Consider the following 18,820-nt stretch of genomic DNA (forward strand, 5'->3'; position numbering starts at 1 on the left):
CGCCGAGCGGGTGGGGCGTGCCGCGGACGCGTCAGGCCGGCTCGACCACCGCGCCCGCGTGGGCGGGCAGGGTGAGCGTGCCGGAGGCGTCCAGGACGACCCCGTCGGCGGTGGCCAGGAGCACCTCGCCCGGGCCGGTGGTGACCACGACGGGCCGGTCGCCCAGGTTGGCGACCACGCGCAGCGCGCCGCGGCCCAGGGTGACCAGCCGGGCCGACGCGTCGACCTCGCAGGTGGTGGCGCCGAACGCGGGGTCGGTGAGCTCGGAGCGGGCCCGGCGCAGGGCGACGAGGCGGCGGTAGAGGTCGAGCACGCGGGCGTGCACGCCGTCGCCGGCCGCGGGGTCCTCGACCTGCGACCAGTCCAGCTTCGAGCGCTCGAAGGTCGCGGGGTCCTGCGGGTCGGGCACGGCGTCGGGGTCCCAGCCCATCTTCGCGAACTCCGCGATCCGCCCCTCGGCGGTCGCCGTGCCCAGCTCGGGCTCGGGGTGGCTGGTGAAGAACTGGAACGGCGTGGAGGCCGCCCACTCCTCGCCCTGGAAGAGCATCGGGGTGAAGGGGCCGGTGAGCGTGAGCAGCGCGGCCAGACCGAGGCCGCCCTCGTCGAGGTGCTCGGTGAGCCGGTCGCCGACGGCGCGGTTGCCGATCTGGTCGTGGTTCTGGTTGCAGACCACCAGGCGCCAGGTCGGCATGGTCGCGGTGTCGACGGGCCGGCCGTGGTCGGCCTCGCGGAAGGAGCTGTAGGTGCCGTCGTGGAGGAAGCCGCGGGTCATCACCTTGGCCAGCGCCTCGAGCGGCTCGAAGTCGGCGTAGTAGCCGGTGGTCTCGCCGGTGAGCGCGACGTGCACGGCGTGGTGGAAGTCGTCGCTCCACTGCGCGTCGAGACCGCGCCCGCCGCCCTCGCGGGGGGTGACCATGCGGGCGTCGTTGAGGTCGGACTCCGCGATCAGCGTGAGCGGGCGACGCAGGTGCGCCGACAGTGCCGCGACCTCGAGGCCCATCTCCTCCAGCAGGTGCACCGCGGAGGTGTCCTGCAGCGCGTGCACGGCGTCGAGGCGCAGCGCGTCGACGTGGTAGTCCTCGAGCCACATCGCGACGTTGTCGAGGATGTAGCGGCGCACCTCCGCGGAGCCCTCCTGGTCGAGGTTGACCAGGTCGCCCCAGGTGTTGCGGCCCTCGGTGAGGTAGGGCCCGTAGAGCGGCAGGTAGTTGCCGGAGGGGCCGAGGTGGTTGTAGACGACGTCCTGCACCACGCCGAGCCCGGCGGCGTGGCAGCCGTCGACGAAGCGCTGGTAGGCCTCGGGCCCGCCGTAGGACTCGTCCACGGCGAACCAGTCGACGCCGTCGTAGCCCCAGTTGTGGGTGCCGTTGAAGGCGTTGACCGGCATCACCTCGACGAGGTCGACGCCGAGGTCGACCAGGTGGTCGAGGCGCCCCAGCGCGGCGTCGAGGGTGCCCTCGGGGGTGAAGGTGCCGACGTGGAGCTCGTAGACGACCGAGCCGGCGAGCTGGCGCCCGGTCCAGGCGCCGTCGCCCCAGGCGTACGCCGAGGGGTCGAAGCTGCGCGAGAGGCCGTGGACGCCGTCGGGCTGGCGCCGCGAGCGCGGGTCGGGCCGCGGGGTGTCGTCGTCGTCGAGCAGGTAGCCGTAGTCGACGGGGCCGGAGCCGGCGCCGGGCACCTCGCCCGCCGGGGTCCACCAGCCGCCGTCGCCGCGGGTCATCGGCACCGGCTCGGCGCCGGCGACGTGCAGCCGCACCCGGTCGGGCACGGGCGCCCAGACGTCGAAGGGCCTGCGCACGGGTGCGCGGGTCGTGCCGGTCGTCGAACCGGTGGTCCCGGTCATGTCAGTCCTCCCTCACCAGCAGCGCGACGGGGTAGGTCGCGAGCACGTCGTCGAGCGCGAGCCCCTGCTCGTCGGCGGTCACGACGCGGTCGGAGACCACGTCGCGCCACGCGCCGGCCGGCAGCTCGAGCCGGGTGTCCTGCCAGCCGCCGCGTCCGGCGAGCCCGGCGGGCAGCCGCGTGGCCACGGTGACCGCGCCGCCGCGGTCGAAGGCGAGCACGTGGTCGGCCGCGGGGCCGCTCGCGCGCACCCCGTCGTACGACGAGAAGAGCTCGGGCCGCCCACGGCGCAGGCCGAGGGCGCGGGCCGTGACGCGGAGCTTGGCCGCGCCGTGGTCGTCGACCGAGGCGGTCAGCGACGGAGCCCCGGCGCCGTCGGCGGCGACCTCGGCGAGCAGCGCGACGCGGTCGTCGAAGTCGACGGGGCGCCGGTTGTCGGGGTCGACCAGCGACTGCTCCCACAGCTCGGAGCCCTGGTAGACGTCGGGCACGCCGGGCATCGTGATCGCCACCAGCTTGGCGGCCAGGGCGTTGCTCCAGCCCGGCCCGGTGACCTGCGCGAGCAGGCCGTCGAGCACGGCACGGACCTCGGCGGAGTCGATCGCGGCGTCGACGGCGGCGTGGACCGCCGCCTCGTAGGCCTCGTCGGGCTCGGTCCAGGTGGTGCGGTCGCCGGCCTCGCGCATCGCCTTCATCGCGTAGCCGTGGAGGCGCTCGCGCAGGTCGGCGGGCACCTCGCCGGTGACCCCGGAGCCGTCGGTGCTCGCCGGCCAGGCGCCCAGCACGGCCTGCCACAGCAGCGAGCCGAAGCCGGGGTCGGGGAGCGGCGCGAGGGCCAGCAGCCGCTCCAGGGCGGCGGCCCAGGCCTCGGGACGTTCGGCGAGCACGGTGATGCGGGCGCGCACGTCCTCGCCGCGCTTGGTGTCGTGGGTCGAGAGCGTGGTCATGGCGTGGGGCCACTCCCGCTGCCGCTCGGTCATCGCCTCGTGGAAGGCGGTGACGGGCAGGGCGAAGACGCTGGGGTCGCCGCCGACCTCGTTGAGGGAGGTCAGGCGCGACCAGCGGTAGAAGGCGCAGTCCTCGACGCCCTTGGCCATGACCATGCCGCTGGTCTGCTGGAAGCGGCGGGCCGGCGGGTGCCAGATGTCGCCGAGCACGGGGCGCAGCACGTCGAGGGTGCCGGCCAGGTCGGGGCGGTGCTCGCGGGCCAGCGCGAAGGCCTCGTCGAGGTGCTCGACGCCGTCGGGCAGGTAGGAGCGGTAGACGGGGAAGCAGGCCAGCAGCTCGGCCACGGCGTCGACGACCGCGGCCTCGGGGGCCTCGGTGGTGACCCGGCGGACCTCGCGGGTGATCCGGCGGACCTCGCTGCCGAGGATGCCGTCGGCGACCTCGCGCTTGGTGTCGTGGATCATCGCGGCCCAGTCGACCTCGTGGCCGCGCAGGCGGGTCTCGAGCGCGTCGAGCGGCGCCTGGCCGGCGGGGTCGGTGAGCACGCGGTCGAGGTGGCCCAGGGCGTCGTAGCCGGTGGTGCCGTCGGTGGCCCAGGAGTCGCTGAGCCGCTCGCCGGGCTCGAGGATCTTCTCGACGAGCACGTAGGCGCCGCCGGTGAGGTCGCGCAGGTCGTCGAGGTAGCGCTGGGGGTCGCGCAGGCCGTCGGGGTGGTCGACGCGCAGGCCGTCGACGAGGCCCTCGGTGAACCAGCGGCGGATCTCGCGGTGCGACTCGGCGAAGACCTCGGGGTCCTCCACGCGCAGCGCGGCGAGGGTGTTGACGGCGAAGAAGCGGCGGTAGTTGAGCCCGTCGTCGGCGGTGTGCCAGCTGACGAGCTCGTAGTGCTGCAGCGCGTGGACGGCCTGCGGGTCGTCGCCGCCCTCGGTGCCGGGGCCGGCCGTGCCGGGGGCCACGGGGTAGTGGTTGTCGTGGTAGAGCAGCTCGCCGCGGTCGGGGGAGAGGGCGAGGTGGCCGATGGGTCCGCCGTCGCCCTCGGGCAGGTCGTCGTCGCCGACGACCGGGATCCTGATGCGGCCGTCGCCGGCGGCCCAGTCGACGTCGAAGGCGGTGGCGTGCTCCGACTCGCGGCCGAGCTTGAGCACGTCCCACCACCACTGCTCGTCGGTGGGCGTGGCCACGCCGACGTGGTTGGGCACGATGTCGACGAGCACGCCCAGCCCGAGCCGGCGGGCCTCGGCCGACAGCGCGGCCAGGCCCTCGGCGCCGCCGCGGGACTCGTCGACGCGGTCGTGGGCGACCACGTCGTAGCCGTGGTCGCTGCCGGGCTCGGCGGCCAGCAGCGGCGAGAGGTAGACCCAGTCGACGCCGAGGTCGCGCAAGTACTCCAGCCGCCCCGCCGCGGTGTGCAGGTCGAAGTCCTCGGTGATCTGCAGGCGGTACGTCGACACCGGTCGCCGGGTGCCACCGGCGGGGGCGGCCCCGGACGCGGGGGAGGTGCCGGCCATCAGACGTCCTCGGGACCGCCGGCGGCGGTCTGCTCGGTGGTGGTGGTCAGCGCCTTGACCGAGGCGGCCACGGAGCTGTCGGGCTCGGGCTCGACGTCGGCGTGCTGCTGGAGCACCACGACGCTGCGCCCGGTCAGCGGCAGGGCCGCGCCGGCGTCGAGGGCCTGGCCGCGCTCGTGGCTGCCGGCGGTGTCGATGACCACGCTCCAGCGCTCGGCGTACTCACCGGGGGGCAGGGTGACCTCGACGTCCTCCGCGCAGGGGTGGAAGTAGAGCAGGAAGTGGTCGTCGACGATGCGCTGGCCGCGGGCGTCGAGACCCGCGATGCCCTGGCCGTTGAGGTACATGCCGATCGCGCGGCAGCCGCCCTCGGCGTCGCCGGCCTCCCAGTCGCCGTCGCCCATGGGGCGGCCCTCGGTGTGCAGCCACACGATGTCGTCGAGGCGCTCGCCGTCGTCGGAGCGCACCTCGTTGCCGGTGAAGAACCGCTTGCGGCGGAAGGTCGGGTGCTCGGCGCGCAGCCGCGCGACGGAGGCGGTGAACTCCACCAGCGGCTCGTCGAGGCGGTCCCAGTGCATCCAGGCGATCTCGGAGTCCTGGGCGTAGGTGTTGTTGTTGCCGTCCTGGGTGCGGCCGGCCTCGTCGCCGTGCAGCAGCATCGGCACGCCCTGGGAGAGCAGCAGGGTGGTGAGGTAGTTGCGCTGGGTGCGGGCGCGCAGCTCGAGCACGGCCTCGTCGTCGGTGGGGCCCTCGACGCCGTGGTTCCACGAGCGGTTGTGGCTCTCGCCGTCGTTGTTGTCCTCGCCGTTGGCCTCGTTGTGCTTCTCGTTGTAGGAGACGAGGTCGCGCAGCGTGAAGCCGTCGTGGGCGGTGACGAAGTTGATGCTGGCGAAGGGGCGGCGACCCGAGTGCTCGTAGAGGTCGGAGGAGCCGGCCAGGCGGCTGGCGAAGTCGCCCAGGGAGGGCTCGCCGCGCCAGAAGTCGCGCACGACGTCGCGGTAGGCGCCGTTCCACTCCGACCACTGGGGCGGGAAGCCGCCGACCTGGTAGCCGCCGGGGCCGACGTCCCAGGGCTCGGCGATGAGCTTGACCTGGCTGACCACCGGGTCCTGCTGCACGAGCTCGAAGAAGGTGGCGAGGCGGTCGACCTCGTAGAACTCGCGGGCCAGGGTGGAGGCGAGGTCGAAGCGGAAGCCGTCGACGTGCATCTCGGTGACCCAGTAGCGCAGCGAGTCCATGATCAGCTGCAGCGAGTGGGGGTGGCGCACGTTGAGGCTGTTGCCGGTGCCCGTGTAGTCCATGTAGTAGCGCTGGTCGTCCTCGACCAGGCGGTAGTAGGCCTGGTTGTCGATGCCCTTGAAGCTCAGCGTGGGGCCGAGGTGGTTGCCCTCGGCGGTGTGGTTGTAGACGACGTCGAGGATGACCTCGATGCCCTCGGCGTGCATGGCCTTGACCATGGCCTTGAACTCCTGCACCTGCATCCCGCGGCCGTGCTCGTCGCGCGCGGCGGCGGCGTAGTCGGCGTGGGGGGCCAGGAAGGCGAGGGTGTTGTAGCCCCAGTAGTTGCGCAGGCCCTTCTCGAGCAGCGTGTTGTCCTGGATGAACTGGTGCACCGGCATCAGCTCGATCGCGGTCACCCCGAGCCGCTTGAGGTGGCTGGTGACCGAGGGGTGGGCCAGGCCGGCGTAGGTGCCGCGCAGCGCCTCGGGCACGTCGGGGTGCAGCTCGGTGAGGCCCTTGACGTGGGCCTCGTAGATGACCGTCTCGTTGTAGGGCACGTGCGGCTTGCGGTCGCCCTCCCAGTCGAAGAAGGGGTTGATGACGACGCCGAGCATCATGTGGGCGGCGGAGTCGTCGTCGTTGCGCGACTCCTCGTCGCCGAACTCGTAGGCGAAGAGGCTGGGGTCCCAGTCGATCTCGTGGGTGGTCGCCTTGGCGTAGGGGTCGAGCAGCAGCTTGTTGGGGTTGCAGCGCAGGCCCTGCTCGGGCGCCCAGGGGCCGTGCACGCGGTAGCCGTAGCGCTGGCCGGGCTGCACCTGCGGGAGGTAGCAGTGCCAGACGTGGGCGTCGACCTCGGTCAGCTCCAGGCGGGTCTCGGTGAAGTCCTCGCCGCTGCCCTCGAAGAGGCACAGCTCCACGCGCTCGGCGACCTCGCTGAAGAGGGCGAAGTTGGTGCCGCTCCCGTCGTAGGTCGCTCCGAGCGGGTAGGCGTGGCCGGGCCAGATCTCCATGGGTACTCCGTGCTGGTTCTCGAGGGTGCGGGTGGGGGTCCAACCTTGGATCGATCAAAGCATGACGGGCCGGTGGCAGGCCCACCCCTGAGGGGGGCAGGGCGTGATCCACCCCTCTCCCGGGGTGTCTTCACCCCTCGGTTACCCATCGGTAGCCTGGCGCCATGAAGCGCGCGATCTACGACGAGGACCACGAGGCGTTCCGGGCATCGGTGAAGGAGTTCGTCGACCGCTCCGTCACCCCGCACGCCGAGGAGCACCTGGAGGCCAAGGGCCTGCCCCGCGACTTCTGGCTCGAGGCCGGCAAGCAGGGCCTGCTCGGCCTCGAGGTGCCCGAGCAGTACGGCGGCATGGGCGCCGGCGACTACCGCTTCAACGCGGTGCTCACCGAGGAGCTGTCGAAGGTCAACGCCTCGCTGCCCTCCTGCGTGGGCATCCACTCCGACATCGTGGCGCCCTACCTCGTGGAGCTGACCTCCGAGGAGCAGCGCCAGCGCTGGCTGCCGGGCGTGGCCGGCGGCGAGCTGCTCACCGCCATCGGCATGACCGAGCCCTCCGGCGGCTCCGACCTGGCCGCGCTCAAGACCACCGCGGTGCGCGACGGCGACCAGTGGGTGCTCAACGGCTCGAAGACCTTCATCACCAACGGCTACTCCGCCGACCTCGTCGTCGTGGCCGCCCGCACCTCCCCGGAGAAGAAGGCCAAGGGCATCACGCTCTTCGGCGTCTCCACCTCGCTGCCCGGCTTCTCGCGCGGGCGCAAGCTCGACAAGGTCGGCCAGCCCGAGTCCGACACCGCCGAGCTGTTCTTCGAGGACCTGCGCCTCACCGACGACGACGTCGTGGGCGAGCTCGACCAGGGCTTCATCCACATGATGCAGAACCTCCCGCAGGAGCGGCTCAACTGCGCGGTCTCCAACCTGGCCCACGCCAAGCAGATCCTCGCCGAGACCATCGTCTACGCCCAGGAGCGCAAGGCCTTCGGCCAGGGCATCGGCTCCTTCCAGCACAACAAGTTCCTGCTCGCCGAGCTGGTGACCCAGATCGACGTCACCCAGTCCTTCGTCGACGAGTGCGTGCTCGCCCACACCCGCGCCGAGCTGACCCCCATCGACGCCGCCAAGGCCAAGTGGTGGACCTCGCAGGTGCAGAACGACGTGCTCGACCACTGCGTGCAGCTGCACGGAGGCTACGGGTTCATGAACGAGTACCGCGTGGCCCGCGCCTGGAAGGACGCCCGCGTCTCGAAGATCTGGGCCGGCTCCAACGAGATCATGAAGGAGCTCATCGGCCGCGACCTCGGCCTCTGAGCGCCCCGGTGCGGCTCCGGCCGGCCCGTCGAGGAGGGCGGGCAGCCCAGCCTCGCCTTCCTTGTCGTGGGCAGCGGTCGGGGTCATGATCGGCGCGTGACCACCGACCTCGACCACGGCGCCGACGGGCTCCCCGGCGAGCCCCAGCCCGGCCCCCACGCCGACGAGCCGCACGTCGAGGGCCGCAACAACCGCCTCAACTGGCTGCGCGCCGGCGTGCTCGGGGCCAACGACGGCATCGTGTCGACCGCCGGCATCGTGATGGGCGTGGCGGGCGCGACCACCGACCGCACCGCGATCCTCGTGGCCGGCGTCGCGGGCCTCACCGCCGGTGCGCTCAGCATGGGCGCGGGGGAGTACGTCTCGGTCAGCACCCAGCGCGACGCCGAGGAGGCGCTGCTGGCCAAGGAGGAGCGCGAGCTGCGCGAGGACCCCGAGGACGAGCTGGCCGAGCTGGCGGGGCTCTACGTCGACAAGGGCCTCTCGCAGGACCTCGCGCTCCAGGTCGCGCGCCAGCTCACCGAGCACGACGCCCTCGGCGCGCACGCCGAGGCCGAGCTGGGCATCGACCCCGAGGACCTCACCAGCCCCTGGTCGGCGGCCTTCGCCTCGATGGTCGCCTTCACCCTCGGCGCGCTGCTCCCGCTGCTGACCATCACCCTCGTGCCGGCCTCGCTGCGGATCTGGGTCACCGTCGTCTCGGTCGCCCTCGCCCTGGCCCTCACCGGCTGGACCAGCGCCCGCCTCTCCGACGGCCCCCCGCAGCGCGCCCTGGTGCGCAACGTCGCCGGCGGCCTCTTCGCCATGGGCGTCACCTACCTCGTCGGCGCCCTGCTCGGCACCCGCATCGGCTGACCGAGCACCCGGGCCCGGCCGGTCCGGGGGCCTCGGCCGTCGCGGCGGTCTCCGGGAAAACGCGTCGACGCGGCGCGCGGCCGGCTCCTAGCATCGGCGCGTGCCGTCCCCCGCGCTGCTCCTCGCCTTCGCGCTGACCTCGCTGGCCCTGGTGGCCGTGCCGGGGCCCAGCGTGCTCTTCGTGGTGGGTCGGTCGCTGGCGCTGGGCCGGCGGGCCGGGCTGCTCACCGTGCTCGGCAACGCGCTCGGCTTCGTGCCGCTGGTGGCGGCGGTCGCCCTGGGCGTGGGGGCGGTGGTGGCCGAGTCGGTGGTGCTGCTCGGCGCGCTGAGGCTCGCCGGGGCCGCCTACCTGGTGCTCCTCGGGGTGCAGGCCGTGCGCCACCGCCGCGACGGTGGGACCGGCCCGGACGCCGGTGCGGCCGCGTCCGCGCCCCGCGCCGGCGCCCGGATCGTGCGCGAGGGCTTCCTGGTCGGTGTCACCAACCCCAAGACCGTGGTCTTCCTGGTGGCGGTGCTCCCCCAGTTCGTCGACCACGGCGCCGGGTCGGTGACGGCGCAGCTGGTCGTGCTCGGCCTGGTCTTCGCCGCGGCGGCCCTGCTCGGAGACAGCCTCTGGGCGCTGGCCGCCGGGGGCGCGCGCGACTGGCTGGGCGCCACCCCCCGCCGGCTCGCGGGCCTGCGGGCCGGCGGCGGCGTGATGATGGTCGGCCTCGGCGTGGCCACGGCCACCTCCGGGCACCGCGCGTGAGCGGGCGCGACCGCGGCGCCCGGCTGCGGCTCTTCGTAGCGCTCGTGCCGCCGCCGGAGGCGCTCGAGCACCTCGACGCGTTCCTCGAGCCGCGCCGCGCGGCGGCACCCTTCCGCTGGAGCGCCGCCGAGCAGGTGCACCTCACGCTCGGCTTCTGCCCGGCCGCGCCCGAGCGCGTGCTCGACGACCTGGTCGAGGCGCTGGCGCTCGCAGCGGCCCGCCGTACGCCGCTCCGGGCACGGGTCGCCGGCGGCGGCGCCTTCCCCGACCCGCTGGCCGCGCGCGTGCTGTGGGCGGGCCTCGACCTCGACGACGACGCGCGGGCCGAGCTCGACCGGCTCGCCGCCGGGGTGCGGAGCGCGGCCTCGCACGTCGGCGCCGCACCCGAGGGCCAGCGCTTCCGACCCCACCTGACCGTGGGCCGTCTCGGCGCTCCCGCCGGGGTGCTCGACTGGGTCCGGCTGCTCCACACCTACGCCGGCCCGGCGTGGACCGCCGACGAGGTCGCGCTGCTGTCGTCCCACCTCGGGGAGGGCCCGCGCGGGCGACCGCGCCACGAGGTGCTCGCGACACTGCCGCTGGGCGGCTGAGGCCGGCCCCACCACGCCCGCCGCCGGTGCGGCGCGGGGGGCGCGCCGCGGGTGCCGGCGGGGCTACGTTGCCCGGGTGAGGATCGCCGTGGCCCGCGAGACCCGACCCGGGGAGACCCGGGTCGCGCTGGTGCCCGAGCTCGTGGGCGCGCTCACCGCGCTGGGCTACGACGTGGTGGTCGAGCCGGGCGCGGGTCTGGGCGCGCTGGCCGAGGACGCCGACTACGAGGCCGCCGGTGCCACGGTCGAGGACCGCGCCGTGGAGGACGCCGACGTGGTGGTCTCGGTGCAGCCGCTGGAGCGCGCCACCGCGCGACGCCTGGCCAGCGGCTCGACCACGGTGTCGTTCCTGCCCGCGGCCCAGGAGCTCGACCTGGTCGCCGACCTGCGCGACCTGCGGATCAGCAGCTTCGCGATGGAGCTGGTGCCGCGGATCTCACGGGCCCAGTCGATGGACGCCCTGAGCTCGCAGTCGCTGGTCGCGGGCTACCGCTGCGCCGTCGTCGCCGCCGGGCTGCTGCGGCGCTTCCTGCCGCTGAACATGACCGCCGCCGGCACGGTCGAGCCCGCCCAGGTCGTCGTGCTCGGCGCGGGCGTGGCCGGCCTGCAGGCCATCGCCACCGCCAAGCGGCTCGGCGCGGTCGTGCGGGCCTACGACGTGCGACCCTCCTCCGCGGAGGAGATCGCCTCGATGGGCGCCCGCGCCATCGACCTCGACCTCCCGCCGCTGGAGGGCAGCGGCGGCTACGCACGCGAGATGGACGAGGAGCGGGCGCGGCTGCAGCGCGAGCTCCTGGCGCCCCACGTCGCCGCCGCCGACGCGCTCATCACGACCGCCGCCGTGCCCGGCCGCACCGCCCCGCTGCTGGTGACCCGCGCGATGGTCGAGGCCATGGCGCCCGGCTCCGTGGTCGTCGACCTCGCCGCCGACTCCGGCGGCAACGTCGAGGGCTCGGTGCCCGGCGAGCTGGTGCGCGTCGGCGCCGCCCAGGTCTGGGGCGGGCGCAACGTGCCGGCCCAGATGCCCCAGCCGGCCTCGCGCCTCTACGCCCAGAACGTCGTCAACCTGGTGGCCCTGATGACCCGCCCGGCCACCGCCGATGCGCCCGCGACCCTCGCCCCCGACCTCGCCGACGAGGTGCTCGACGCGGCCTGCGTCACCCACGACGGCGTGGTGCGCCACGGTCCCACCCGCGCCCTGCTCGAGGGCCCGTCCTCCGGAGGAGCACCGTGACCGACGACCCGATCGTGTGGCTGACCGTCTTCGTGCTCAGCGTCTTCGTCGGCATCGAGGTCGTCGGCAAGGTCTCCTCGACCCTCCACACCCCGCTGATGTCCGGCGCCAACGCCATCCACGGCGTCATCCTGCTGGGCGCGGTGCTCGTCACCGGCACCTCTGAGAGCACCCTGGGACTCGTCGTGGGCCTGGTCGCGGTGGTGCTCGCCACCGTCAACATGGTCGGCGGCTTCGTGGTCACCGACCGCATGCTGCAGATGTTCGTGCGCCGCCGTCCCGGTCCCGGGTCGCAGGCGCCGGACGCCCCCCGGCGCGGGGGCCGGGCGTGAGCACCGCGGCCGAGCTGGTCTACCTGCTCTGCGCGGTCGGCTTCATCCTCGCCCTCAAGGGCCTCTCGGGGCCGCGTACGGCGCGCGCCGGCAACCTGGTCGGCGCCGCGGCTGCCGTGGTGGCCGTGGCGGTGCCCTTCGTCGACTCCGGGGTGCCCGGCGGCCTCGACCACGTGCCGCTCATCCTGGCCGCGGTCGCGCTCGGCTCCGTGGTGGGCGTGGTCGGGGCCCGGCGGGTGCAGATGACCCAGATGCCGCAGATGGTGGCCCTCTTCAACGGCGTCGGCGGCGGCGCGGCCGCGCTCGTGGCGCTCCTGGAGCTCGACCACCAGGCCGCCCTGGCGGCCACCGCCCCCGGGTCGACGGGGTGGTTCGACGTCGCCGCCACCGTCTTCACCGTCGTGGTCGGCTCGGTCTCGCTGGCCGGCTCCGTGGTCACCTTCGCCAAGCTCCAGGAGCTGATGACCTCCCGCCCCGTGCTCTTCCCCGGCCTCCCGGTGGTCTTCGCGGTCGGGCTGGTCGCCGCCGTGGTGCTCGCCGTGCTGTGCGTGCGCGACCCCTCGGTCGGCCTCGGGATCGGCCTGGGCGTGCTCGGGCTCGCGCTCGGCGTGCTGCTGGTGCTGCCGGTCGGCGGGGCCGACGTACCGATCGTGATCTCGCTGCTCAACGCCTTCACCGGCCTGAGCGTCGCCGCCGGCGGCTACGTGCTGGCCAACACCACCCTGCTGGTGGCCGGAACCCTCGTCGGGGCCTCCGGCACCTTCCTCACCCTGCTCATGGCCCGGGCGATGGGCCGCTCCACCGCCCACGTGCTCTTCGGCGCCCTGCGCGGCGGCTCCACCCTCGGCGCGGGCGAGGCCTCCGACCGGCCCGTGCGCAGCGCCGGGCCCGCCGACGTCGCGATCCTGCTGGCCTACGCCGAGCGCGTCATCGTCGTGCCCGGCTACGGCCTCGCCGTCGCCCAGGCCCAGCACACCCTGCGCGAGCTCGTCGACGTGCTCGGCGCGCGCGGCACCCGCGTCGACTACGCCATCCACCCCGTCGCGGGGCGCATGCCGGGCCACATGAACGTGCTGCTCGCCGAGGCCCAGGTGCCCTACGAGCAGCTGGTCGAGATGGACGACATCAACGCCGACTTCCGCGAGACCGACGTCGTGCTCGTCGTCGGCGCCAACGACGTGGTCAACCCCGCCGCCCGCACCACCCCGTCGGCGCCGATCTACGGCATGCCGATCCTCGACGTCGACCAGGCCCGCCAGGTCGTCTTCCTCAAGCGCTCGATGCGCCCCGGCTTCGCCGGCATCGAGAACGACCTGCTCCACGAGCCGACCACCACGCTGCTCTTCGGCGACGCCAAGGACTCCCTGACCAGGCTGCTCGCGGCCCTCAAGGCGCTCTGAGCGACTCCCACATCGCGAGACGTGGTGCGCGGTCGGGGAAGAGACCGCGGGGGCGACCTGTTGGAGCGGGCATGACCAACACACCGGAGAAGATCGTCTACACCGCCCGCGCCTCCGTCACCGGCGGCCGCCAGGGTCGCGCGACCTCGGAGGACGGCGTCCTCGACCTCAGCCTCACCGCCCCCAAGGAGGTCGGTGGGCCCGGCACCGGCACCAACCCCGAGCAGCTCTTCGCCGTCGGCTACGGCGCCTGCTTCCAGGGCGCGCTGACCATGGTCGCCAAGGCCCACGGCGTCGACGCCTCGGGCTCGCAGCTCGAGATCGCCGTCGGCTTCGGCCCCGAGGGCGACTCCTACGCCATCACCGCCGACATCGAGGTGACCATCCCCGGCGTCGACGACGCCAAGGCCCAGGAGCTCGTCGAGGCCGCCCACCAGGTGTGCCCCTACTCCAAGGCCACCCGCGGCAACGTGCCCGTCACCGTGGTCGGCAAGGGCGCCTGACCCTCAGGACCGGACCCACTCCCGCCGCCTCGCGGGACCTCGCACGAGCCGCTGCCCTCCGGGGTGGCGGCTCGTGCCGTCTCCCGGTGGTGGCCGGTGGTGCCGGGTGGCGGGGGGTGCCGGGTGGCGGGGGGTGCCGGCTGACGGGGGGTGCCGGCTGACGGGCGGTGCCGGGTGGCGCGGTCAGGCGTGCGCCGTCCTGGGCGCCCGGGTCAGTGGGCCACGCCGTACAGCCGGTCGCCGGCGTCGCCGAGCCCGGGCACGATGTAGCCGTTCTCGTCGAGGCGCTCGTCCATCGCCGCGGTGACGACGGTGACCGGCACGCCGATGTCCTCGAGCTCCTGCTCCAGGCGCGCGCAGCCCTCGGGGGCGGCCAGCAGGCAGATCGCGGTGATGTGGTCGGCGCCGCGGTCGGTGAGGAAGCGGATGGCCGCGGCGAGCGTGCCGCCGGTGGCCAGCATCGGGTCGAGCACGTAGCACTGGCGCCCCGAGAGGTCCTCGGGCAGGCGCTCGGCGTAGGTGGAGGCCTCGAGGGTCTCCTCGTTGCGCACCATGCCCAGGAATCCGACCTCGGCCGTCGGCAGCAGCCGCATCATGCCGTCGAGCATGCCGAGACCGGCGCGCAGGATCGGCACCACGAGCGGCTTGGGGGAGGCCAGGCGGACCCCGGTGGCGGCCGAGACGGGCGTGCGGATCTCGACGGTCGCGACGCGCACGTCGCGGGTGGCCTCGTAGGCCAGCAGCGTCACCAGCTCGTCGGCCAGGGCGCGGAAGGTCGGGGAGTCGGTGCGCTCGTCGCGCAGCGTGGTGAGCTTGTGGGTGACGAGCGGGTGGTCCACGACGTGGGTGCGCATGCGCGAAACCCTAGGGCACGCCGACGGCGCCGGCTCAGCCGTCGGTCAAGCCCGTCACGCAGGGGTGGCCCCGGCCACCCCGGTCTGTCACGCTGGGGTCGGGCCACCTCCGGCGACCCGCACCACGCCAGTCACCACCCGGTCATCCCTCGGGCACCACCCGGGCGCCGACCGGGGCCACGGACGCAGCGGACGGGAGAGCACCGTGAGCGAGCAGATCGACGCGGTCGACTTCGCGGTGGCGGCCTACCGCGAGCAGGGCCGCTGGAGCGTCCAGGAGATCACCCACCACCACCTCGACGACGTCGAGACCCTGGCCGAGGCGCTGCGCCGCCTGCCCGGCGAGGGCGGCGCGATCGGCATGGTGGCCGTCGACGAGGACTGGTTCCTGCTGCTCCGGGTCGCCGGCACGTCGGTGCGCCTGCTGCTCTCCGACGTCACCGCCGCCGACGACTGGGACCTCGCCGACTCCGCGCTGGAGCACCTCGGCCTGCCCGACCTCGGCGACGACGACGAGCAGGTGCCCGCCGGCGACCTCGGCCTGCTCGCCGACCTCGGCATGCACGAGCTCGACCTGGGGGTGCTGCTCGACGACGTCGACCTCTACCCCGACGAGATCCTCTCCGACGTCGCCCGCCGCCTCGGCTTCGGCGAGCTCTTCGACGACGTCGTCGGCATGGTCGACGTCTGACCCACCCCGGCGTACGCCGCCCCGCGCCCACTCGGCCCCGCCGCCGCCCACTCGGCCCGCCGCCGCCCGCGCCGCCCCGGACACGCGGCCTGCCCCGCGCCGCCCCGCGCCCACTCGGCCGCGCGCGGTCGGACGACCCGGCATGATGCCGCCATGACCTCCTCGCCGGCCGCCCGCACCGCGTGGGAGCCCGCCATGCGCGAGGCCCTGGCCGAGGCCCGGGCAGCGCTGGGCACCGGCGACGTGCCGATCGGCGCGGTGGTCGTCGACGGTGACGGCGCCGTCCTAGGGCGGGGCCGCAACGTGCGCGAGGCCGAGGCCGACCCGACCGGCCACGCCGAGGTGGTCGCGCTGCGCGCGGCCGCCCGCGCCCGCGGGGAGTGGCGCCTCGACGGCTGCACCCTCGTGGTCACCCTCGAGCCGTGCACGATGTGCGCCGGCGCCGCCGTGCTCAGCCGGGTCGACCGCGTCGTGCTCGGAGCCTGGGACGACAAGGCCGGCGCCGTCGGCAGCCTCTGGGACGTCGTGCGCGACCGCCGGCTCAACCACCGCCCCGAGGTCGTCGCCGGCGTGCTCGCCCCCGACTCCGCCGCCCTGCTCGAGGACTTCTTCCGCGCCCACCGCGCCTGACCTCCCGCGCCCGGCTCCCGCGCCTGACACCCGCGCCCGACCGCGGCGCCTCACCCGCGCGCCTCCGGCCTGTCCCTCCCGCCCCGCCCGTCACACCGGTCGGCCCACCCCCGCACCTGTCGGCCCACGCACGGGCCGACCGGTGCGGGTTTCGCCAGCCGGCCGGTGAAACCCGCGCCGCGGCGTACTCGTCCCGACGCCGTGGCGACCACTGCGCCCGGCTCCGGACTCGGCGCCGTCCCTCCCGCCCCGCCCGTCACACCGGTCGGCCCACCCCCGCACCTGTCGGCCCACGCACGGGCCGACCAGTGCGGGTTTCGCCAGCCGGCTGGCGAAACCCGCAGACGGCCCGACCCCCCTACCCCGTCGTCGACGCCCGGGCGACCAGCTCGGGGGTGAAGAGCACCTGGCGGTGGGTGTGGGCCTGGTCGGTGGCCTCGGCGAGGACCAGGGCGGCGGCGGTGCGACCGAGCTCCTGGCGGGGCTGACGCACGGAGGTGAGGGGCACGGCGGCGGCGGCGGCGAACTCGATGTCGTCGTAGCCGACGATGGCGAGCTGCTCGGGCACCCGGGTGCCCGAGCCGATGGCCTGCTGCAGCAGGCCGAGGGCGAGCAGGTCGTTGGCGCAGAAGGCGGCGGTGGGGCGACGGCGGGCGGGGAGCCCGGCGAGGCGCTGGCCGGCCTCGCGGCCCTCGCGCACGTCGAGGGCGGCGGTGGTGACGACGAGCAGGTCGTCCTCGGGGCGGCCGGCCTCGGCCCAGGCGCGCCGCGCGCCGGCGAGCCGCTCGCGCACCTGGCCGAGGGTGGCGGGCCCGCCGATGAAGGCGATCCGCTCGTGGCCGAGGTCGAGCAGGTGCTCGACGGCGATGCGGCCGCCGAGCTCGTCGTCGACGGAGACCGAGCACAGCGAGGCGTCGGGGCGGGTGCGGTCGACGATGACCACGGGGGTCCCGCGGCGCACGAGGTCGTCGAGCGTGGCGGAGTGGGGGTCGACGGGGGTGACCAGCACGCCCTGCACCCGCTGCTGCTCCAGCAGCGTGAGGTGGGCGGCCTCGCGGTCGGCGCGGTTGGCGCTGTTGCAGAGCACCACGGTGAGGTCGACGTCCTCGGCGGCGACCTCGATGCCCTGGGCCACGTCGGTGAAGAAGGGGTTGCCGGCGTCGAGCATGACGTAGGCCAGCGTCCGGCTGGTGCCCGCGCGCAGCTGGCGCGCCGACTCGTTGCGCACGAAGCCGAGCTCGCGCATGGCGTCCTGCACGCGGGCGCGGGTGGCGGGGCTGACCCGGTCGGGGCGGTTGAGCACGTTGCTGACCGTGCCGAGGGAGACCCCGGCCGCCGCGGCGACGTCCTTGACCGAGGCGCTGCGCGCAGCGTCGCTCACACCATCACCCCTGCCTGCTCCTGCGGGTGGTCTGGACCCGCTGCTTGAAACGATCTAGGGCAGCCTAGTGCGCCGACGATCCTGTGTCCGTGTCCGCTGACCGGACTTTTCTCCCCGAATTACGGGAGAGCGCTTGACGGCTGTGACAGCAGTCACCTACGGTCTGGACACCGGATTGAAACCTTTCAAAACAGATGGTCCGGACGACGGAAGTGAGGAAACCATGGCCGCAGCGGCACCTGCCGATGCCACCCTGGTGCTGCGCGACGTGGCCAAGTCCTTCGGGGCCGTGGCGGCGTTGCGCTCGGGGAGCCTGGTCGTGGAATCAGGGTCGATCCACGCCCTGATCGGGGAGAACGGCGCAGGCAAGTCCACGATGGTGAAGATCATCGCCGGGCTCTACCGACGCGACAGCGGGGTCTTCCGACTCGACGGCGAGGAGGTCGACTTCACGTCGACGGCCGACTCGAAGGCCGCCGGCGTGGCCGTGATCTACCAGGAGCCGACGCTCTTCCCCGACCTGACCGTGGCCGAGAACATCTTCGTCGGACGCCAGCCGCTCAGCCGCCTCGGCCTGATCGACCGGCGTCGGATGCGCGAGGAGGCACGAGAGCTCTTCGCCCGCCTCGGCGTCCCGATCGACCCCGACCGGCTGGCCGAGGGCCTGTCCATCGCCGATCAGCAGATCATCGAGATCGCGAAGGCCATCTCGCTCGATGCTCGCCTCCTCGTGATGGACGAGCCGACCGCGGCTCTGTCCGGTGTCGAGGTCGAACGGCTCTTCGGTGTCGCACGGAGCCTGCGCGACCGTGGAGCCGGGATCGTGTTCATCTCCCACCGGTTCGAGGAGGTCTTCGACCTCTGCGACACCCTGACCGTCATGCGCGACGGCGCCTACGTCTCGACCCACCGCACCGACGAGGTGACGGTGGACCAGATCGTCAAGGAGATGGTCGGCCGCAGCATCGAGGCGCTCTTCCCCAAGGAGGTCGCCCCGATCGGCGAGGCCGTCTTGGAGGTCGAGGGGCTGGAGCGCGGTGGCGTCTTCCACGACATCTCCTTCCAGGTGCGCTCCGGCGAGATCGTCGCCCTGGCCGGCCTCGTCGGCGCGGGTCGCAGCGAGGTGGCGAGGGCAGTGTTCGGGGTCGACGCCTACGACAGCGGCAGCGTGCGGATGAACGGTGCCGACGTGGCCCCGCGGTCCCCACAGGCCGCCATCGCGGCGGGCATGGCCTTCGTGCCCGAGGACCGTCGCAAGCAGGGTCTGGTCATGGAGCTGTCCGTGGCCCGCAACCTCACCCTCACCCTGCGCTCACAGGTCTCGCGGTTCGGCCTGATCAACAACCGGGCCGAGGCCCGCGCCGCTGACGACTGGTCGCGCAGGCTCCAGGTCAAGACCGGGTCGCCGCAGCACGCGGCGGCGACCATGTCGGGCGGCAACCAGCAGAAGGTCGTGCTGGCCAAATGGCTCGCCACCGACCCGACCCTGCTGATCGTCGACGAGCCCACCCGCGGCATCGACATCGGCACCAAATCCGAGGTGCACCGGCTCCTCTCCGACCTCGCCGGCCGGGGGGTGGCCATCGTGATGATCTCCTCCGAGCTGCCGGAGGTGCTCGGCATGGCCGACCGCGTGCTGGTGATGCACGAGGGGCGGATCACCGCCGAGCTCTCCCGCGCCGAGGCCACCCCCGAGCGCGTCATGCACGCCGCCACCGCCTCCACCGAGGAGACCGTCGCCTGATGTCCACCACCACCACCCC

16 protein-coding genes are annotated in these 18,820 nt (G+C 74.1%); 11 read left to right on the forward strand and 5 right to left on the reverse strand.

The annotated features are described in order from the left end of the window. Window positions 1-31 precede the first annotated feature (31 nt). From treZ to glgX, 3 genes are read right to left on the reverse strand one after another with little or no spacing between them, the layout of a single operon-like run. Complete coding sequence (gene treZ / locus IR170_RS18850; RefSeq protein ID WP_193666428.1) at window positions 32-1,843, reverse strand: malto-oligosyltrehalose trehalohydrolase; 1,812 nt, start codon at window positions 1,841-1,843, stop codon at window positions 32-34. A gap of 1 nt (window position 1,844) precedes the next feature. Further along, on the reverse strand, window positions 1,845-4,298 hold the full coding sequence (treY, locus tag IR170_RS18855; RefSeq protein ID WP_193666429.1) for a malto-oligosyltrehalose synthase: 2,454 nt from the start codon (window positions 4,296-4,298) through the stop codon (window positions 1,845-1,847). Further along, window positions 4,298-6,529: a glycogen debranching protein GlgX gene (glgX, locus tag IR170_RS18860; RefSeq protein WP_193666430.1), complete on the reverse strand. Its 2,232-nt coding sequence runs from the start codon at window positions 6,527-6,529 to the stop codon at window positions 4,298-4,300. The genes treY and glgX overlap by 1 nt, the downstream gene beginning before the upstream one ends. A gap of 164 nt (window positions 6,530-6,693) precedes the next feature. Between glgX and IR170_RS18865 the strand changes: the two genes are divergently transcribed. From IR170_RS18865 to IR170_RS18900, 8 genes are all read left to right on the forward strand, one after another. Next, entirely contained in the window at window positions 6,694-7,839 is a 1,146-nt protein-coding gene (locus IR170_RS18865; protein ID WP_193666431.1) for an acyl-CoA dehydrogenase family protein, read from the forward strand. Between the two features lie 66 nt (window positions 7,840-7,905). Next, complete coding sequence (locus IR170_RS18870) at window positions 7,906-8,694, forward strand: VIT1/CCC1 transporter family protein (protein WP_406603386.1); 789 nt, start codon at window positions 7,906-7,908, stop codon at window positions 8,692-8,694. 100 nt (window positions 8,695-8,794) lie between these two features. Continuing rightward, on the forward strand, window positions 8,795-9,442 hold the full coding sequence (locus IR170_RS18875) for a LysE family translocator (protein ID WP_193666433.1): 648 nt from the start codon (window positions 8,795-8,797) through the stop codon (window positions 9,440-9,442). Then, window positions 9,439-10,032, forward strand: coding sequence for an RNA 2',3'-cyclic phosphodiesterase (thpR, locus tag IR170_RS18880; protein WP_319805173.1), 594 nt, complete (start codon window positions 9,439-9,441; stop codon window positions 10,030-10,032). Before IR170_RS18875 ends, thpR begins: the two co-directional genes overlap by 4 nt. 76 nt (window positions 10,033-10,108) lie before the next feature. After that, window positions 10,109-11,266 carry an NAD(P) transhydrogenase subunit alpha gene (locus IR170_RS18885; protein WP_193666434.1) on the forward strand — a complete coding sequence of 386 codons (1,158 nt, stop codon included), beginning with the start codon at window positions 10,109-10,111 and terminating at the stop codon, window positions 11,264-11,266. Next, window positions 11,263-11,598: an NAD(P) transhydrogenase subunit alpha gene (locus IR170_RS18890; protein ID WP_319805174.1), complete on the forward strand. Its 336-nt coding sequence runs from the start codon at window positions 11,263-11,265 to the stop codon at window positions 11,596-11,598. Before IR170_RS18885 ends, IR170_RS18890 begins: the two co-directional genes overlap by 4 nt. Further along, window positions 11,595-12,998, forward strand: coding sequence for an NAD(P)(+) transhydrogenase (Re/Si-specific) subunit beta (locus IR170_RS18895; RefSeq protein ID WP_193666435.1), 1,404 nt, complete (start codon window positions 11,595-11,597; stop codon window positions 12,996-12,998). Before IR170_RS18890 ends, IR170_RS18895 begins: the two co-directional genes overlap by 4 nt. 71 nt (window positions 12,999-13,069) lie before the next feature. Beyond that, complete coding sequence (locus IR170_RS18900; protein WP_193666436.1) at window positions 13,070-13,501, forward strand: organic hydroperoxide resistance protein; 432 nt, start codon at window positions 13,070-13,072, stop codon at window positions 13,499-13,501. 212 nt (window positions 13,502-13,713) lie between these two features. On the opposite strand, the gene upp is transcribed toward IR170_RS18900, so the two are convergent. Further along, the gene (upp, locus tag IR170_RS18905) at window positions 13,714-14,355 is read right to left on the reverse strand and encodes a uracil phosphoribosyltransferase (protein ID WP_056903174.1); all 642 of its coding nucleotides are present in this window, start codon (window positions 14,353-14,355) and stop codon (window positions 13,714-13,716) included. A 205-nt stretch (window positions 14,356-14,560) separates the two neighbouring features. Between upp and IR170_RS18910 the strand changes: the two genes are divergently transcribed. Both IR170_RS18910 and IR170_RS18915 read left to right on the forward strand, forming a co-directional pair. Then, window positions 14,561-15,046, forward strand: coding sequence for a tRNA adenosine deaminase-associated protein (locus IR170_RS18910; RefSeq protein ID WP_056863124.1), 486 nt, complete (start codon window positions 14,561-14,563; stop codon window positions 15,044-15,046). A gap of 195 nt (window positions 15,047-15,241) precedes the next feature. Further along, window positions 15,242-15,676, forward strand: a complete 435-nt coding sequence (locus IR170_RS18915; protein WP_193666472.1) for a nucleoside deaminase — start codon at window positions 15,242-15,244, stop codon at window positions 15,674-15,676. Between the two features lie 358 nt (window positions 15,677-16,034). Here IR170_RS18915 and IR170_RS18920 read toward each other — a convergent pair whose 3' ends face one another. Beyond that, entirely contained in the window at window positions 16,035-17,057 is a 1,023-nt protein-coding gene (locus IR170_RS18920) for a LacI family DNA-binding transcriptional regulator (protein ID WP_193666437.1), read from the reverse strand. Window positions 17,058-17,280: 223 nt separating this feature from the next. Here IR170_RS18920 and IR170_RS18925 point away from each other — a divergent pair, with 223 nt between their 5' ends. Then, window positions 17,281-18,801, forward strand: coding sequence for a sugar ABC transporter ATP-binding protein (locus tag IR170_RS18925; protein ID WP_193666438.1), 1,521 nt, complete (start codon window positions 17,281-17,283; stop codon window positions 18,799-18,801). Window positions 18,802-18,820 lie beyond the last annotated feature (19 nt).

This window comes from Nocardioides kribbensis (genome assembly GCF_015070375.1).
Taxonomy (GTDB): Bacteria; Actinomycetota; Actinomycetes; order Propionibacteriales; family Nocardioidaceae; genus Nocardioides; species Nocardioides kribbensis.

Excerpts from the sequence above, each read along its gene's own strand:
- treY (WP_193666429.1), bottom strand. The coding sequence starts at position 4,298 with ATGGCCGGCACCTCCCCCGCGTCCGGGGCCGCCCCCGCCGGTGGCACC.
- IR170_RS18900 (WP_193666436.1), top strand. The coding sequence starts at position 13,070 with ATGACCAACACACCGGAGAAGATCGTCTACACCGCCCGCGCCTCCGTC.
- IR170_RS18915 (WP_193666472.1), top strand. The coding sequence starts at position 15,242 with ATGCGCGAGGCCCTGGCCGAGGCCCGGGCAGCGCTGGGCACCGGCGAC.
- IR170_RS18865 (WP_193666431.1), top strand. The coding sequence starts at position 6,694 with ATGAAGCGCGCGATCTACGACGAGGACCACGAGGCGTTCCGGGCATCG.
- upp (WP_056903174.1), bottom strand. The coding sequence starts at position 14,355 with ATGCGCACCCACGTCGTGGACCACCCGCTCGTCACCCACAAGCTCACC.
- treZ (WP_193666428.1), bottom strand. The coding sequence starts at position 1,843 with ATGACCGGGACCACCGGTTCGACGACCGGCACGACCCGCGCACCCGTG.
- IR170_RS18925 (WP_193666438.1), top strand. The coding sequence starts at position 17,281 with ATGGCCGCAGCGGCACCTGCCGATGCCACCCTGGTGCTGCGCGACGTG.
- glgX (WP_193666430.1), bottom strand. The coding sequence starts at position 6,529 with ATGGAGATCTGGCCCGGCCACGCCTACCCGCTCGGAGCGACCTACGAC.